Origin of the sequence: Frischella japonica (assembly GCF_014489845.1) — a bacterium.
Classification (GTDB): Bacteria; Pseudomonadota; Gammaproteobacteria; order Enterobacterales; family Orbaceae; genus Frischella; species Frischella japonica.
In genome coordinates this window covers 1-16,335 of the sequence record NZ_JABURY010000020.1, presented here as the reverse complement: position 1 = coordinate 16,335, position 16,335 = coordinate 1, and the positions used below count along the sequence as shown (strand labels likewise).

12 protein-coding genes and 1 tRNA gene are annotated in these 16,335 nt (G+C 34.6%); 6 read left to right on the top strand and 7 right to left on the bottom strand.

Translation table 11 applies throughout. The annotated features are described in order from the left end of the window. The 3 genes from FcAc13_RS10515 to FcAc13_RS10505 all read right to left on the bottom strand — a co-directional run bounded on the left by FcAc13_RS10515 (position 1) and on the right by FcAc13_RS10505 (position 4,452). The gene (locus FcAc13_RS10515; RefSeq protein WP_187756181.1) at positions 1-1,245 is read right to left on the bottom strand and encodes a restriction endonuclease subunit S; all 1,245 of its coding nucleotides are present in this window, start codon (positions 1,243-1,245) and stop codon (positions 1-3) included. A gap of 1 nt (position 1,246) precedes the next feature. Next, positions 1,247-3,838 (bottom strand): type I restriction-modification system subunit M, encoded by a 2,592-nt coding sequence (locus FcAc13_RS10510; RefSeq protein ID WP_187756180.1) that lies wholly within the window; start codon positions 3,836-3,838, stop codon positions 1,247-1,249. A 538-nt stretch (positions 3,839-4,376) separates the two neighbouring features. Further along, positions 4,377-4,452 (bottom strand) — tRNA-Phe (locus FcAc13_RS10505). Positions 4,453-4,711: 259 nt separating this feature from the next. On the opposite strand from FcAc13_RS10505, the gene rsmB reads away from it, so the two are divergent. The 5 genes from rsmB to dacB all read left to right on the top strand — a co-directional run bounded on the left by rsmB (position 4,712) and on the right by dacB (position 10,698). Further along, positions 4,712-6,004, top strand: a complete 1,293-nt coding sequence (gene rsmB / locus FcAc13_RS10500) for a 16S rRNA (cytosine(967)-C(5))-methyltransferase RsmB (protein ID WP_187756179.1) — start codon at positions 4,712-4,714, stop codon at positions 6,002-6,004. 82 nt (positions 6,005-6,086) lie between these two features. Further along, positions 6,087-7,439: a COG3014 family protein gene (locus FcAc13_RS10495; protein WP_187756178.1), complete on the top strand. Its 1,353-nt coding sequence runs from the start codon at positions 6,087-6,089 to the stop codon at positions 7,437-7,439. A 10-nt stretch (positions 7,440-7,449) separates the two neighbouring features. Beyond that, positions 7,450-8,079, top strand: coding sequence for a penicillin-binding protein activator LpoB (lpoB, locus tag FcAc13_RS10490; RefSeq protein WP_187756177.1), 630 nt, complete (start codon positions 7,450-7,452; stop codon positions 8,077-8,079). 12 nt (positions 8,080-8,091) lie between these two features. Next, positions 8,092-9,084, top strand: a complete 993-nt coding sequence (locus FcAc13_RS10485) for a hypothetical protein (protein WP_187756176.1) — start codon at positions 8,092-8,094, stop codon at positions 9,082-9,084. Positions 9,085-9,249: 165 nt separating this feature from the next. Beyond that, positions 9,250-10,698, top strand: coding sequence for a serine-type D-Ala-D-Ala carboxypeptidase (gene dacB / locus FcAc13_RS10480; protein WP_187756175.1), 1,449 nt, complete (start codon positions 9,250-9,252; stop codon positions 10,696-10,698). 155 nt (positions 10,699-10,853) lie between these two features. Here the strand turns inward: dacB and gorA are convergent, their stop codons facing one another. The 4 genes from gorA to metK all read right to left on the bottom strand — a co-directional run bounded on the left by gorA (position 10,854) and on the right by metK (position 15,050). Beyond that, positions 10,854-12,209 (bottom strand): glutathione-disulfide reductase, encoded by a 1,356-nt coding sequence (gene gorA / locus FcAc13_RS10475; protein WP_187756174.1) that lies wholly within the window; start codon positions 12,207-12,209, stop codon positions 10,854-10,856. A gap of 117 nt (positions 12,210-12,326) precedes the next feature. Further along, positions 12,327-13,169 carry a 23S rRNA (adenine(2030)-N(6))-methyltransferase RlmJ gene (locus FcAc13_RS10470; RefSeq protein WP_187756173.1) on the bottom strand — a complete coding sequence of 281 codons (843 nt, stop codon included), beginning with the start codon at positions 13,167-13,169 and terminating at the stop codon, positions 12,327-12,329. A gap of 145 nt (positions 13,170-13,314) precedes the next feature. Next, complete coding sequence (locus FcAc13_RS10465; protein WP_187756172.1) at positions 13,315-13,839, bottom strand: SprT family zinc-dependent metalloprotease; 525 nt, start codon at positions 13,837-13,839, stop codon at positions 13,315-13,317. A 56-nt stretch (positions 13,840-13,895) separates the two neighbouring features. Then, positions 13,896-15,050, bottom strand: a complete 1,155-nt coding sequence (gene metK, locus FcAc13_RS10460) for a methionine adenosyltransferase (protein ID WP_187756171.1) — start codon at positions 15,048-15,050, stop codon at positions 13,896-13,898. A 334-nt stretch (positions 15,051-15,384) separates the two neighbouring features. On the opposite strand from metK, the gene murI reads away from it, so the two are divergent. After that, positions 15,385-16,200, top strand: coding sequence for a glutamate racemase (murI, locus tag FcAc13_RS10455; RefSeq protein WP_187756170.1), 816 nt, complete (start codon positions 15,385-15,387; stop codon positions 16,198-16,200). Positions 16,201-16,335: the final 135 nt, after the last annotated feature.

The following is a 16,335-nucleotide window of genomic DNA, read 5'->3' as shown; positions in this document are numbered from 1 at the left end:
TTAAACAAACATTTTGCTCAAGCAGGCTTGCTTGATATTATTGAGTTTGGTGATTTGTTGTTGGTGTTGGTTGATTAAGGCATCAAGTTTTTGAACTAATAATCCTATTTTTATTTGCTCATCAATAGCTGGAAGTGGAACCTTTAATTTATAAAAATCCTTTAAGTTATAATTAGCTCTACCATCTCCGGTAGAGACATTCATTGCAAAATTTTTATGAATATCCGTATTAAAAAATACACTTAAATAATTTGAATCAACAATATTTTTATTTGGTCTTGAAACAATAGTTGCAAATCCTATTGAACCTTCCTCTTTTTCAGTAACAACTGCTGACGTACCGACATCCCCTGTATGAACAGTTATAACATCACCCAGCATTAATTTTCTACTTGAGTTCTCATCCGCAAATTTTTTATCTAAATAAATTGGACTATCCGAAAACTCAAATCTATTATTTTTTATATCCGAATTTCTTATCAATAATACCCCCTGATTTCTATATGAAGTAGTCATTGTTGTCACCAACCCTATGAAAACTTTAGAAATTTCCTCTATTCCTTTATTTTCCCACTCCCCACTAAACCCTCTAAAACGAATTTCTGGAATGATTTTCCCTTGCTTGGGAAACATTTTTTCCAGCATGGCTTTTTTAATATTGCAAAGCTTATCATGCTTTTTTTGGTGTTGGTTGATAAGGTTATCGAGTTTTTGAAAGTAGTTCCCGATTTGGGTTTGTTCTATATCTTCAGAAGGTACGATAATGTTTAAATCTGATAAGTCTGAATTTCTTATATGGACAACAGATTTTCCTTGCGCCTTAGAAGAGAGTTCTTTTTTTACACGTCCATTTGATAATACTAAGGCTAAAAAAATTGAATGAATATTTTTGTTGGGTAAGACAATATTCAAATCTCCTCCAAGAATTACATTTTTCATTCTAACGACTGCAGCCCTTGATATATCCTCAGATGATTCACCCGAAGCAGGAACGATAACTTCTCCTCCAATACTTTTAGTGGACTTATCTTTTTCCGTTACAAATGTGTCGACATTTGTAATTACTGTTTGATAATTTGTATAAAGTCGTCCATATAAAATGATTGGTGATCCACTTTCAACTAAATCTCCTTTTGAATATCCTTGTCCTTTAGTAAATTTAGCATTTTCACCTAAAATAAGAGAATTCCACTCTCCGTTAAACCCCTCAAATCGTATCTCTGGCAACTGTCTATCCACACTCATCTTATTCACCCTTTAACAAGCTAGCGAGTTCGTCAAGGCCCTGCATATCAAACTCATTACCAGTGAGTTCACCTATCATCTGTGCCAACTCTTGCTCGGTGGTTTTAATTTCATTAGCTATTTGCGAATAGGTCACGGCATATTTATCGGCAAGTGCTTGTACTTGAGTAGTGAGTTGGTTAATTATTACGTTTGGCATTGTGGCAAGTTCACTGCATAATGGGGTAATCCATTTAAGGCATAGTAGATTGTTCACCTGTTCATCAGTTAAACTTTCAAGAGTCGTTTTGGTTGTTAGATGCAACTCAATAGCGGCGTCTTTAACTGTTTTCTTTAATGTTTTTTCTTCGTCAATCAACCGACTAGCTTGAATTATTTTGTGCTCATAGCTTTCTTCAACAAACTTGATTTTGCTCTCTTTTTGCTCTTTTAAGAAGTTTTTGGCGGCCTTACTAACTTCGGTGTTGGCAAAACCATCTTGGCTCTCTTTAATGATATCTTGTTCTTTTTCTTCTTCGGTGAGCGATTCTAGAATCTCTTCCAGCAAACTCGCAATTTCAGCTAAGCGAGTTTCCTTTTCAGCTAAAGCTTGTAAAGCATCGTTCAAATAAGTCTTTTGCACTAAATCAAACGGTAAAATATGACCTTTCCAACCGTCTTGTACGTCAATGTCTTGACCGTTTTTTTTCTTGATCACCATATTGGCATCAACTTGTTTAGTGGCCGAAAAACCCTCTGTTTGCATCATTTCTAAATCAACGCTGATGATTTGCCATTGATCACTTAAAAACTGATAAGCTTGATATTTGTCGATTAGGTTATTTGACGCTAAACGGTTAAATAATTCAGCACTTAACGCCGATTCACACTGATTACGTTTAACACTCTGCCAATTTTCAATTAATTGCGTTTGTAAGTATGTATCAAAACCGTTAAAGGCTTGATTATAGGCGTCAATAAATGCCAACACTTGTGGATGCTGCGCAATAGTGACATTGACGACTTGTTTATCGATAGCCAGCTCGCTATAAGCCGCTGATTTAGCAGCAAACAGTTTGTTACGCAGCGCTGGAAAAGTTTGCCAATAGTGCTGTAATTCAGCAATTTCACTGTTAGGTATACCGCCCAGCATGGTGGCATGTAAATCCCAGTTTGGTGTCGCTTCTGAAGAGTCCACATAGCGAGGAATATTAAGGTTAAAGTCGTTAGCGCGTATAGTATCCTTGCTAACAAGTTGCGAGAACTTATCGATACTTTCACGATTAATCACCGCATCTGTAATACGTTTGATATCACTAATTTGCAGTTTGTTATTTTTTCCTTCTTTAATAAAATGTTTCGAGGCATCAATTACCAATACGTCAGTATTTTGACGTTTTTGTTTAAGTACTAAAATTACCGTCGGAATACCGGTACCAAAAAAGATATTTGCCGGCAAACCGATAATTGTATCAATATGATTCTGTTCAATAAGTTGCTTACGAATCTCGCCCTCTTCACCCCCCCTAAATAAAACACCATGAGGAAGAACAATCGTCATAATACCATCGGGTTTTAAATGGTATAGATCATGCAACAAAAACGCAAAATCGGCTTTGGTTTTGGGGGCGAGCCCAAAACGAGAATAACGAGGATCGCTCTCTTTAAAACTTGGATCCCAGCTTTGGGAGTAAGGTGGATTTGATACTACTGCATCAACATGCAAAGGGTCATATGAACCTTGTGGGTCACTGTCGTCAACATAAGGCCAATCTTCTTCCAATGTGTCGGCATTACGGGTTTTAATGTTGCTGGCTTTAATACCCCGCATAATTAAGTTCATACGAGTAAGATTATAAGTGTTCGCTTTTAATTCTTGAGCATAATAGGTAATACTGTCTTTATTTTTGCCGTATTTCTGGAACGCCTCACCGATATTAATTAACAGAGAACCTGACCCCGATGTTGGGTCGTAAATTTTAATAGTATTTTTATGTTTTAATTCATGAGCGATGATGTTTGACATCAGTACTGAAACTTCATGCGGTGTATAAAATTCACCAGCTTTTTTACCCGCATTCGCCGCAAATTTTTCAATCAAATATTCGTAAATGTAACCCAATACATCGTATCCTTGATTAGCATTCATTGGAATACTTTTGATTAATTGAAGTAAATCACTGATAGCTTTGGTACGTTTACCTGCACTTTCACCGAGCTTACTTAAACCGGTTTCTAAAGTGGTAAAAATTCCCTCAAAGAGCTTTTTATAGGTTGGTGAAATTAAACGGCTAAATGCTGATAGTGCATCACGTACATTAGATTCATCGAATGGATATTTGGGATCTATCCAAGTGGAAAATAAATTATCATAGGCAATAAAGTAACCTAAGTTATCTTGCACGAACTTTACCGTATCTTTATCGGCTTCAGTAAGCAATTTGATATCGTCTGGTGTCATGCCTTCTTTGGAAACAAATTGTACTAACTGATCACTTAAATATTTATAGAAAATAAAACCAAGAATGTAATCTTTATATTCATTCGCCTCAATTTTAGAACGCATCTGGTTGGCAGATTCCCAAATCTTAGCAGCCAATTGTTGTTTATTCATTTTTATCCTGTTTGGTGATGTTATCGAAATCAGATAAAATCTAACAATTATCTTTACAATATAAATTTTGATAATTTTTATCAAAATGAACTAATTTTTAAAATTGAATCGTTTAGGCGCCATAACGCCAATCCGCAATGTTTTATCTTGCTAGCCGAGCTAGTTCATGCTTTTGACGAACAACCTAATTGACTTATTTTGAGTATAATAATACAGGTGAATACCTCAAAAATCCATAAACGCCATTCTTAGCCATATACCATAAATAAGTTATTTTATATGTCGCTATTATCGTTTTTTTGAATTGCTGCTTAAGCTCTTTGATACTGTTTATTTTATCTAAAATAATGGAACTGATATGAACGCTAATTAGAACTAGTGGATTAATCTTATTTTAGTTTATTTTTTAAAGTGAATTTCCAAGTATTATAACTATCATTGGTATTACAACGAAAATGCTTAAAAAAGATAGAGAATATATTTAGCGGAATTTCAAACACAAAAAAACCAGCTTTCGCTGGTGTTCTTTTTTTGGAATTGGTGCCCGGACGCGGAATCGAACCACGGACACGGGGATTTTCAATCCCCTGCTCTACCGACTGAGCTATCCGGGCAACAATGGATGCATATTAAACATGATTAACTTTAATTCGTCAATCCCATTTATTTATTATTTTCTAAAAATATTGTTTGATTGGTTGAAAAATAACACATTGACCATTTTGTGTCTATTTATTGGTTAAATATTGTGTTAATTGGCAGTGCAATACCGTGTTTATACTTAATTAAAAGCGTTTTAACAATAAAATGACTTTACAGTAAATTGGATTACGTTATGCTTATCAACAATTTTAATTGTAATCGTTTTATACAATGGTATTAAAGACTCAAATTAAACCTAAACCTTATAATTTGCGGGCTATTTGTAGCCAAATTATTTATGATGTTTTAGATCAAGGTAGTTCATTAAGTAGTGCTTTATCGCAGCAAGCGAATAACATCACTGATAAAGATCGAGCATTAGTGCAGGAGATCTGTTTTGGTATTATGCGCGTATTACCAGAATTGGAATTTTATATTCAATCATTAATGGCGAAACCACTTACTGGTAAAAATCGTATTATTCATTATTTATTGATGGTAGGAATATACCAGATTCTTTATACTCGAGTGCCTGAACATGCGGCAGTCGGTGATACGGTCAATGGCGTGAATGTACTTAGAAAGCCAGCATTAAAGGGCATGGTTAATGGTGTTTTACGCACTTTTTTACGGGAGAAGGCTGAATTAACGCAGCTGTTTTTAGCTAAGGGAAATACTTCCTTGCATCCAAGTTGGTTAGTAAAGCGAATTAAGCACGCCTATCCAAATGATTGGCAAACGATTATTGATAATAATAACCAAAAACCACCGATGTGGCTGCGTGTAAACCGACAATATTATTCTGTGCCAGATTATCAAATGTTACTGCAATCACAGAATATCTCATCAACAAGTGATCCACAGCTATCTAGCGCATTACAATTAGATGTGCCGGTTGGAGTAAATAAGTTGCCAGAGTTTGAGCGAGGTGTGGTTACGGTACAAGATCGTTCCGCGCAACAGGCCGCTTTTTTGCTTGAGCCTCAAAATGGTGAGTTAATTTTAGATTTGTGTGCCGCTCCTGGAGGGAAAACTACCCATATTTTGGAGTTGGCGCCGCAAGCAAATGTGTTAGCTGTTGATATTGATCCAGAGCGAGTGAAACGGATTGATGAAAATCTTAGTCGTTTGAAATTGAATGCGCAAGTCATCGTTGGTGATGGCATAGCGCCGGAACAGTGGGCCCATGGGCAACAATTCGATCGCATTTTATTAGATGCGCCTTGTTCAGCAACTGGCGTGATTCGACGTCATCCTGATATTAAATGGTTGCGTCGTGAAAGCGATATTGCTGAGCTGGTTCAATTGCAATTTCAAATTTTAACCAATATTTGGCCATATCTGAAATCGGGTGGCACATTAATCTATGCGACGTGTTCGATTTTGCCTGATGAAAATCGTTTACAAATTGAGCGCTTTTTAGCTATTGTGCCAGATGCGAAATTAGTAAATGATATTATTCAGTATTTACCTACCATTAATGGTGGTGATGGTTTCTTTTATGCTAAATTAATCAAAACTTGAACAATTCATGCGCAGTAATGTATAGATTGTGGCAATCTCTGCTATGATAATCAAATTATACTAATAATTTTTAGTAATATAGATGAAAGAACTAATATTTAGCTTTATTATTATTATGAGTTTGATGACTCTAAATGGTTGTAATGCTTTAAATAATTATAAAAAAGATCTCAACCATTATGAACAGCAGTTTTATGCTGATGATTGTCATTATTCAGATATCAAAGATAAGATTGAACGTGATCCGTTGTTATGGTCATTAAATGGTGGTGCGTTAGCTTATCATTGTGGTGATTATCAGAAAAGTATTGAATTTTTCGATACGGCAGAAGCCATTTTTAAACAACAAGAATTAGAACTGGAAATTAAAGGTGCTGAACGTTCGGTTTTATCCATTTTAATTAATAATAATGTTAATAATTATCGTGGCGAAAATTATGAAAAAATCATGATGAATGTTTATAAAGGTTTAGACTTTATGCTATTAGATGATTTTGATAACGCGCGTATTGAATTCAACCGGGCACTTGATCGGCAAAGACGTGCCGGTGAATATTTCCAAAAAGAGATTACTGAAGCTTATCAGGAATTTAACCGCTCTCGTGTGCGTTCTGAGGTGTCTATGCTACCAAATAGTTCGTCAGAAATCACAGATTATGAGGGAGACATCACCGCACAAAGTATTTATCCAGATTTTATTAATCCATTTGCCACCTATATGAGTGGATTATTCTTTTATTTAGATAATGATTACAGTAAAGCGAGTGATTTATTTAAACAGACTTTACGCATGTTACCAAATCAGCAACAAGTTAAACGAGATCTGAACTTAATTGAACAAAATTCAACCAAAAAAACGCATTATGTTTGGCTTATTTATGAAAATGGGCAAGGTATGCTTAAGCAGTCGTTTACCTATGAATTCCCAGCCTATTTATTTACTAATAAAGTTGTGTCTGCTCAAGTCAGTTTACCAACCATTGAGCAACGGTCAACGTCTTATCCTTATCTATTATTGAATGAGCAAAAGACCACTGAAATCGCTAATATGGATAGTATTATTCAAATTGAATTTAATAAAAAGTTGCCAGCAGTTTATACTGATGCGATGCTGAATATGGCGAGTAAAGTTGCGATACAATATTATTTAGAGGACAATTTTGCTGAATATGGCGGGAAATGGATCGGTTTATTTTATCAACTTGCGACAGATAAAGCTGATATACGACAATGGCGAACATTACCAAAAAATTTTCAAATTGCCAGAACCAAATTGGCTAACCAACCGATCAATATTTATAAACCAGATGGCTCAATATTAACCACAATAGCACCATTATCAACTGATCGTGATGCAATAATTTACATTAAATCGGATATAATCGATCACTTTAAGGTTCATATTATCCAAAAAAATATCAATTACCATCAATGAGGCTATATTAATGAAAATAACAAAACCATTTTATAAAACTATAACTGCTATAACCTTAGGACTAACACTAACTTTAGTGGGGTGTTCTTCTAATGTTGAATATGTCACTAAGGATAATGCTGAAGATGCGGTTACATTAGGACTTGATAATCAAGACTTTGAGCAAGCCGCTCAAGAGTCATTAAACTCATTGTTGACAAGTAATGCACTTAATAAACCCGGTGGTGGTCGTTATGTTGTGGCAATAGGTAAAATGATTAATGATACGACCATCCGCATTGATACCGATATGCTAGTTAAGAAAATTCGTATTGGTATGTTGCAATCTGGTAAAGCTGTCGTTACAACAGCAGTTGCTGGTGATAATAAAAATGTTGATGACTTAATTTATGACGTCCGTGAATTGCGAGATAATGATGAATTTAAACAACAAACCATTGCAGGTAAAGGAACATTATATGCACCAGATTTATCATTAACAGGTAAAATAGCCCAACGTATTGCTCGAACTGGTAAAAATAAGCAGCTAGTAGAATATTACTTGCAACTTACTTTAACGGATATTAAAAGTGGTTTAGCTTATTGGGAAAATGAAAGTGTGGTACGCAAGTTAGGAAGTAATAAATCAACAGCATGGTAATCGGATTAAATCATGATGAATAGAATATTAAAATTAAGTATGGGGTTTATGGCTACGGTTATTTTATCAGCGTGTAGTGCGCAATCAGAAAACCTAGCGTCTTCTGATGAGGCACAACAAACTACGGCGTATTTAGCAGAAATTGCTGATGAAACAACACTTTTTGAAAATGGATTGGGTCAACAACAAACAGAACGTTACAAACTAGTGGTTTTGCCGGCTCAAATCGATGATGCTATTGAACAAAATCAATCATCGGTTTCTTCTCGTCAGCTTTCTGAAACGGTAACACACGAAATAACGAATGCTTTGCATGACTCACATCGTTTTGAGATATTAAATTATGATGAGCCATCAGATTTAGCATCTGATCAAAACACTAACAATACGATTTATTCTAACAAGCGAGCTCAAGCTGAATTTTATCTTAAAAGTACCTTGAGCCATCTTAATGCTGAAGAGACTGTACGGATATTAAAAGCAACCGGTCAAGGTGTTGAGGAAAAACGCGTGTCAGCAAAACTTGCGTATCAACTTATTGAATCTAAAACAAATAAAATTGTTTTCAGTCGAACATTACATTATCAGTTAAAAAGTACAACCTATGGAGAGCATTTAACCACCACGATGAATAATACCATCCGAGTAATTGCCGAGCTGGTGACCCATGAATTGCTCAATGAAATTTATCCTATTCGGGTATTAAAAGCAGACAGAGAACAAATAATATTGGATCAACCTTTAGCGGTTGATACGCAATGTGATGTAATTCGGATCGGCAAAAAGATAAAGGATGTTTATACTAATAGCGTATTGGGAAATGAACAAACTAACGTCGGTAAGTTGTTAATAATTCAAACAAGCAGTGTGCTGAGTTACGGCAAAATTCTTGAAGGACAAGTGGCTGAAGGCGATATATGTAAAATTATACCAGTAAGTATGCCATCAGCTCCTGAATTGGTAATACGCAACGATAGTGGTGGTGTAATATTACCTTATGATTGAAGGTTTTATAGCCTAATATTATGATGAATGATATTTTAATTTATCGATTATTGATGTTAATCTGATTAAGGAATTAAAATATCGTTATTTTATGACTAAATACATTTGGTCTAATTACTTAATTTATATTAATATATTTAAATGTTTTACCAGTTAGGCATGAACATGAGACAAGTACTCATCATGCTAATGATGAGCTTTATGGCAACTTATAGTTTTGCCGATGATAAAGCGAAGTTAGCTCCTTATTTATCCTTGTTACCTGATGGTACTGATATTTCGATATTGGTGCAATCCGTCGAAAAAAATCCAACTACAATTTTAAGTTATCAAGATGGTCAGTTTAGACAACCGGCTAGCTTGCAAAAATTAATTACTGCATTAGCCGCTCAATTAGAATTGGGTAATGATTTTCGTTTTATCACCAAGATATTAACGGATGGAAAAATTGAAAATAAGCAATTGAAAGGTAATTTAGTTATTCAAATGAGTGGTGACCCGACTTTTACTCGGATACAGCTTGGTGAAATGCTGACCGTATTAAAATTAAAAGGAATAGATAAAATAAGTGGGAATATTATTATTGATACTTCAATATTTAATGGTCACGATAAAGCATTAGGATGGTCATGGAATAATTTAACCGCTTCGTATAATACAGCGCCTTCGGCGATGCTCATCGACGAAAATTATTTCTATGCTGGAATTTTACCGGGTAAAAAAATTGGTGAAAAAGCCACTATTTCTGTATCACCACTATACCCAATAACATTGACCAGTGATGTGCGTACTATTGCTAAAGAGTCCCAATCGTTAGCTGATAAATATTGTGAATTAGATATTATTCCTAGGACCCAAAATCATTATCATTTAACAGGTTGTATAAAACAGAGTCATAATAAAAGTTATTTCAAGTTTGCCATCATGGATCATCTTGACTATTTTAGCAAAATTTTAAAATCCCAGTTAAAAAAGAAAAATATACAATTTAACGGAAAAATTGGAGAAACTAAAAAACCACTGAAAAAAGCCTTAATACCATTGACAATTAATCAATCTGAACCATTACCAGAATTGTTAACGATGATGTTAAAAAAATCTAATAATTTAATCGCTGATACTTTATTTAGAACGATTGGCGCTCATCATTTTAAAGTACCTGGAACATGGAAAAGTGCCAGTGATGCGACGAAAGAGATTTTATTGACTAAAGCAAATATTAATTTAGAAAATGCGGTATTAAATGATGGTTCAGGGCTATCGCGATTAAATCTTATTGATGCCAAGAAATTAATGTCAATTTTACAATTTATCGCAGCGAATGATGAGACGTTGCATTTAATTGATAAACTGCCAATTGCAGGAGTTGATGGTACATTACAATATCGTAAAAGTTTCACTGGTAAAGAATTTAAATCAGTCATTTATGCTAAAACAGGACATTTAGAAGGTAATTATAATTTAGCCGGTTTTATAAAATTAGAAGAGCATAAATATATTGCATTTGTGCAATTTATTACTGGTTACAATTATGTGAAAAACAATAATGAGCCGACTAATACTGCCATTATTAATTTCGAAAAAGCGCTTTATCAAAAATTTATTCAGAAATGATTCATCATTATGAAGATAAATCTGCTTGAGTTGATTTTTATCGAGTGTGATTGATCTATTATAACCAATTAGTAATAAAAGATGTAATTTGGATAGTTTTTCAAAGATACCACGATGAATATATCAATGTTATACATTCATCGTGTTATACATGATTAACGCATAGTTACAAATTCTTCGGCTGCAGTTGGATGGATGGCGATTGTATTATCAAAATCTTTTTTGGTTGCTCCCATTTTTAATGCGACAGCAAATCCTTGCAGTATTTCATCCATACCATAACCGATTCCATGAATACCGACGATTTTTTCTTCTTCGCCAACACAAACTAACTTCATTTTACATGGTTGACGATGTTGTGTGACAGCGGTGTACATGGCTGTAAATGTTGACTGATAAATTTTTACATTGTCTTGGCCGTGAGCATATATAGCCTGTGGTTCTGTTAAGCCGACGGTTCCAATCGGTGGATGGGTAAATACTACCGTTGGGATGTTGGTATAATCTAAATGTTCATCAGGTTTATTATTAAATAGACGTTCAGATAGTCGACGCCCAGCAGCTACGGCGACAGGGGTTAAAGCCGCAGCTTCGGTATCATCGCCAACTGAGTAGATCCCTTTAATATTAGTATTTTGATATTTATCGACTTTAATAAAACCTTTTTCAGTTAATTCAATTCCTGTTGATTCAAGATTGATTCCGTTAGTAGCAGGTTCACGGCCAATAGCCCAAATTAGGCAATCAATTTCACATTGTTTACCATTCTGTAGGGTTAATGTTAACGAGCTATCCTGATTTTTTGCCACAGATTTTGGTATTGATTGTGTATGGAGTTGATACCCTTCAGTGCTAATCACTTCCATTAATGTATTAATAATTAATGGATCAAAGGTCCGCAATGGTGTGTCGTTACGAATAAATTGATGTGTTTCACTTCCTAATGCGTGAAGCACAGCGGCAATTTCACAAGCAATATAACCCGCACCAACTACAGCCACACGTTTTGGTTGTTCCGTTAACGCGAAAAAACCATCTGATGTTATACCATGTTCGGCACCAGGAATATTAGGAATAATTGGTTTACCGCCTACGGCAATCAAAATGTGATCAGCACGATAGTGCTTACCATTCACTTCTAATGTTTTCGCATCGATAAATTTAGCATAACCATTAATGACGTCTACATTATTTTTTGTTAATACTCGATCATAAGATTGATGAACTCGGTCAATATAAGCGGAACGACTAGCAACTAGTTTTTGCCAACTAAAATGTTTAATTTCAGTATCAAAACCATAATCAGGTCCATAATAGTTGATTGCTTCAGCAATTTGTGCACCATACCACATAATTTTTTTTGGTACACACCCAACATTTACACATGTACCACCTAGAGCTTTTGCTTCAATTATGGCACATTTCTTACCATATGAAGCTGCACGATTAATTGAAGCAATACCACCACTGCCACCACCTATCGCAATATAATCATAATGTTTTATTGTCATTATCTAAATCCTGTGTTTAATAGTTTTCTAACTATGTCATAAATAGAACAATAAAAAAAGATACAATATCAGAACAAAACGATAGATTAAAACGATTAATAAACCATTAATCTATCTCTATTCTGCAACTAGTTGTTCAATTAAGCCATGACCTATATTACTGGGGTCAAGCTTTTCACGTAACCAAGGAAGTATAGTTGCCATTTGTTGTTGTAATTTCCATGGTGGGTTAATCACAATCATGCCTGAAGCTGTCATACCTTTCTGATTATTATCCGGTTTAATGGCTAACTCAATTTGTAGAATATTTCTAATTCCAGAATTGGTGATTTGGTTAATCATTCGTTGCGTTTGAGAACGATTTATAACCGGATACCAAATTAAATAACTACCGGTGGCAAAACGTTTATAACCTTCCAGTAGTGCTTTAGGTAGATTTTGATAGTCATCCTTTATTTCATAAGAAGGATCAATCAAAATAATGCCGCGACGTGATTCAGGTGGCAGTTTTGACTTCAATTGTTGGAAACCATCTTCTTTAAGTACTTTTGCTCGTTTATCTTTAATAAACTCTTGCCTCAAAAGAGGATAATCGGTTGAATGGAGTTCAGTGAGATTAAGTTTATCTTGTTCTCTTAACATTTGTTTGGCGATAAGTGGTGAACCGGGATAATACTTTAACTTTTCAGTACGATTATAATATTGAAGTACGGATAAATAGGGCATTAATAATTCCGGACAGTGATCTTGTAGCCATATGCGTCCGATACCGGCGAGATATTCTTCTGTTTTTTCAGCATATTCACTTTGCAGTAAATATCGTCCCGCCCCCGAATGGGTGTCAAGATACAAAAATGGTTTTTCTTTTTCTTTTAAATAATTGATACATAATGTTAAAACGGTATGTTTCAATACATCGGCGTGATTGCCAGCGTGGAAGCTATGACGATAACTTAACATTTTGGTCTCATTCTAAATTTAGGTTTTTTAATCATCAAATACAGGCTTGTTTGTATCATAATATTGCTTATTAAATATTGGTTAATAAAATTAATAGGTTATCTATTCTAATAGAATAGTATTTTTAACTATAAAGTGTAAAACATTATTCTGAATTGTTAACATCATTCTTATTGAGTTGCAATAACGTATGGCATAACTTGCAATAATATTTCGCCTTTTGGTGTTGGATACGATTGTGTCTAATTGTGGTCAACCAATAATCCTGACATTGGCAAATATAACGATAGCGTTTTTTTTGTATTGATAACGGAATGGTAAATTCATGTGTGCGTTTAGGGACGCAATTGAAAACAGCCTGCATCACAAATTGCCACTCTTTACCATGTGGGCTAACGCGACCGTATTGTTGATATACGATAAGGTGCGCTAATTCATGAGGTATTACTTCATAAATAAAATCTAGCTTATGTTCGATTAACATTATAGAGTTAATTTGAATTTGCCATTTACTTAATATAGCGCTACCAGCAATACTACCTTTATTTTTATACTGAATTAAGGGCTCGTTAATGTCTGTTTTAAAAAACAAATTTGCAAGTGATATATGTTTTTTTAAACATGATATCACTTGATTATGTAACAAAATAGGAACCTTGGAATGATTCATTAGCCGCATCGTTATAAGACTTTCACAGTGATGTCGTGAAAGTAATTAATTATTGTTTATTTCAAATTTGCAGCATCACGTAATAACTCAGCTTTGTCAGTACGTTCCCATGGGAATTCATCACGACCAAAATGTCCATATGAGGCCGTTTTTTGATAAATTGGTTGAATGAGATCAAGCATATTGATTAGTCCATATGGTCGTAAATCAAAAAACTCTTTAACTAATCCAACAATTGTTTTATGCGGGACTTTTTCAGAGCCAAAGGTATTAACATAGATAGAAGTTGGTTCTGCTATACCAATCGCATAGGATATTTGTAATTCGCAACGATCAGCTAAACCGGCTGCCACAATATTTTTAGCTACATATCTTGCTGCATAAGCTGCTGAACGGTCAACCTTAGAAGGATCTTTCCCCGAGAATGCTCCACCTCCATGACGAGCTGCGCCACCATATGTGTCGACAATGATCTTACGCCCTGTTAAACCACAGTCGCCCATTGGACCTCCAATGACAAATCGTCCTGTCGGATTGATAAAATATTTAGTACGTGAAGTTAGCCATTCTGCTGGTAAAACCGGTTTTATAATTTCTTCCATTACAGCTTCTTGTAACACGTCTAACGTAATTTCTTCTGCGTGTTGTGTTGATAAAACGATAGCATCGATACCTTTAATTTTGTCATCTTCATAAATTAAGGTAATTTGACTTTTGGCATCAGGTCTTAGCCAAGGTAATAAACCGTTTTTACGAACTAATGCCTGACGTTTCATTAATTCATGAGCAAAGCTAATCGCAGCAGGCATCAAATTAGGCATTTCATTAGTAGCGTAGCCAAACATAATTCCTTGATCACCTGCACCTTGTTCTAAAGGATTTTTTCTGTCAACACCTTGATTGATATCAGGGGATTGCTTACCGATCACATTTAATACTGCACATGAGTTAGCATCAAATCCCATTTCAGAACTGGTATAACCGATGTCCTGTATAGTTTTTCTGGTTAATTCTTCAATATCAACCCAAGCCGAAGTGGTAATTTCACCACCAACTAAAGCCATACCTGTTTTAACATAGGTTTCACAGGCTACTCGAGCTTTTGGATCTTGCTTGAGAATGGCATCTAGTACGGCATCTGAGATTTGATCTGCAATTTTATCAGGATGGCCTTCTGATACAGATTCAGAAGTAAATAAATATTCTGACATGATTATACCCTCTTAAATTTTAAATGGGCGCGTAGAAAGACGATATTTATTATTATCTATCTAGCAGTTTTAGCGTCTAGATGGCTATTCTAATCAACTCAGTATTAAAAAACCAGCTAATTTTAGAAAATTTCATGGTTAAATTTCGTTAATTAAATAGATGACCAATATTAACAATTGTATCGATAGTACATGTTTTTTAACGAATGGATCGAGATTGGTTAGCTGAAAAAACATCAATTAGAGGTGGAGTATTGCATTAAATTAAAATTTGCTTAGCATATACGTAACGTACAATTTTCGATTTTTCCATTATGGTTAAATAGGCGATGTAATGAGTAGAGTGCCTAACATACTTGTTTTTGATTCGGGTATTGGTGGAATATCAGTATATAATGAAATACAGCAAAGAATTCCCAATGCAAACTATTTTTATTTATTTGATAACCAAGCATTTCCTTATGGTGATAAATCAAACGCGTTTTTAATAAAACGCGTGAATAAAGTCATTCGCGCAGAACTTGCGCTTTATCCGATTGATCTTGTTGTTATTGCCTGTAATACAGCCAGCACGATATGCCTACCATCACTAAGACAAGCTTTTTCAATACCAATTGTAGGCGTCGTTCCTGCAATTAAGCCCGCAACAACAATCACAAAAAATAAATGTATTGGTTTATTAGCAACAAAAGCAACCATACAACGGCAATATACTCAAAACTTAATTTCTGAATTTGCCCAAGGCTACCATATTGAATTACTAGGTTTATCTGAATTGGCATTATTTGCTGAACGTAAATTAGAAGGAATCGCTGTAGATATGCTAAAATTAAAAAATCTAATGCAGCCATGGTTACAACTGACGGTTCCCCCTGATACCATTGTACTTGGTTGTACTCATTATCCTTTTATAAAAGATGAATTGGCAACCCTTTTTCCATCAGCCTCATTTATAGATTCAGGTTATGCGATAGCTTCACGAGTCTATCATTTATTGAAAGACAATTTTGATTTAACAAAATTGAATGGTAATAAAGGAATTAATAAAGTAAATAGTACGTTATTTAATCCACAAGTGGCTAATGTGCTCAAAAGTATAGCGAAATATAATCTTGTTGAATATCAACATCTTAATGTTGATGATGTTTAAATACTGCACTTTCGGAAATAAAATTGCATTTTGTACTTGATCAAACTGAAAAGGACGCTATAATGCGCATCCACTGATTGATTGAGAGCGACGAAAGGAATTCTGATTCAAACAGTATGTAGAAGAAAATTTTGA

Bases quoted from the DNA above. Each gene is read 5' to 3' on its own strand.
- FcAc13_RS10465 (WP_187756172.1), bottom strand. From the start codon at position 13,839: ATGAATCATTCCAAGGTTCCTATTTTGTTACATAATCAAGTGATATCA.
- rsmB (WP_187756179.1), top strand. From the start codon at position 4,712: ATGGTATTAAAGACTCAAATTAAACCTAAACCTTATAATTTGCGGGCT.
- FcAc13_RS10515 (WP_187756181.1), bottom strand. From the start codon at position 1,245: ATGAGTGTGGATAGACAGTTGCCAGAGATACGATTTGAGGGGTTTAAC.
- dacB (WP_187756175.1), top strand. From the start codon at position 9,250: ATGAGACAAGTACTCATCATGCTAATGATGAGCTTTATGGCAACTTAT.
- metK (WP_187756171.1), bottom strand. From the start codon at position 15,050: ATGTCAGAATATTTATTTACTTCTGAATCTGTATCAGAAGGCCATCCT.
- FcAc13_RS10510 (WP_187756180.1), bottom strand. From the start codon at position 3,838: ATGAATAAACAACAATTGGCTGCTAAGATTTGGGAATCTGCCAACCAG.
- lpoB (WP_187756177.1), top strand. From the start codon at position 7,450: ATGAAAATAACAAAACCATTTTATAAAACTATAACTGCTATAACCTTA.
- gorA (WP_187756174.1), bottom strand. From the start codon at position 12,209: ATGACAATAAAACATTATGATTATATTGCGATAGGTGGTGGCAGTGGT.
- FcAc13_RS10485 (WP_187756176.1), top strand. From the start codon at position 8,092: ATGATGAATAGAATATTAAAATTAAGTATGGGGTTTATGGCTACGGTT.
- FcAc13_RS10470 (WP_187756173.1), bottom strand. From the start codon at position 13,169: ATGTTAAGTTATCGTCATAGCTTCCACGCTGGCAATCACGCCGATGTA.
- FcAc13_RS10495 (WP_187756178.1), top strand. From the start codon at position 6,087: ATGAAAGAACTAATATTTAGCTTTATTATTATTATGAGTTTGATGACT.
- murI (WP_187756170.1), top strand. From the start codon at position 15,385: ATGAGTAGAGTGCCTAACATACTTGTTTTTGATTCGGGTATTGGTGGA.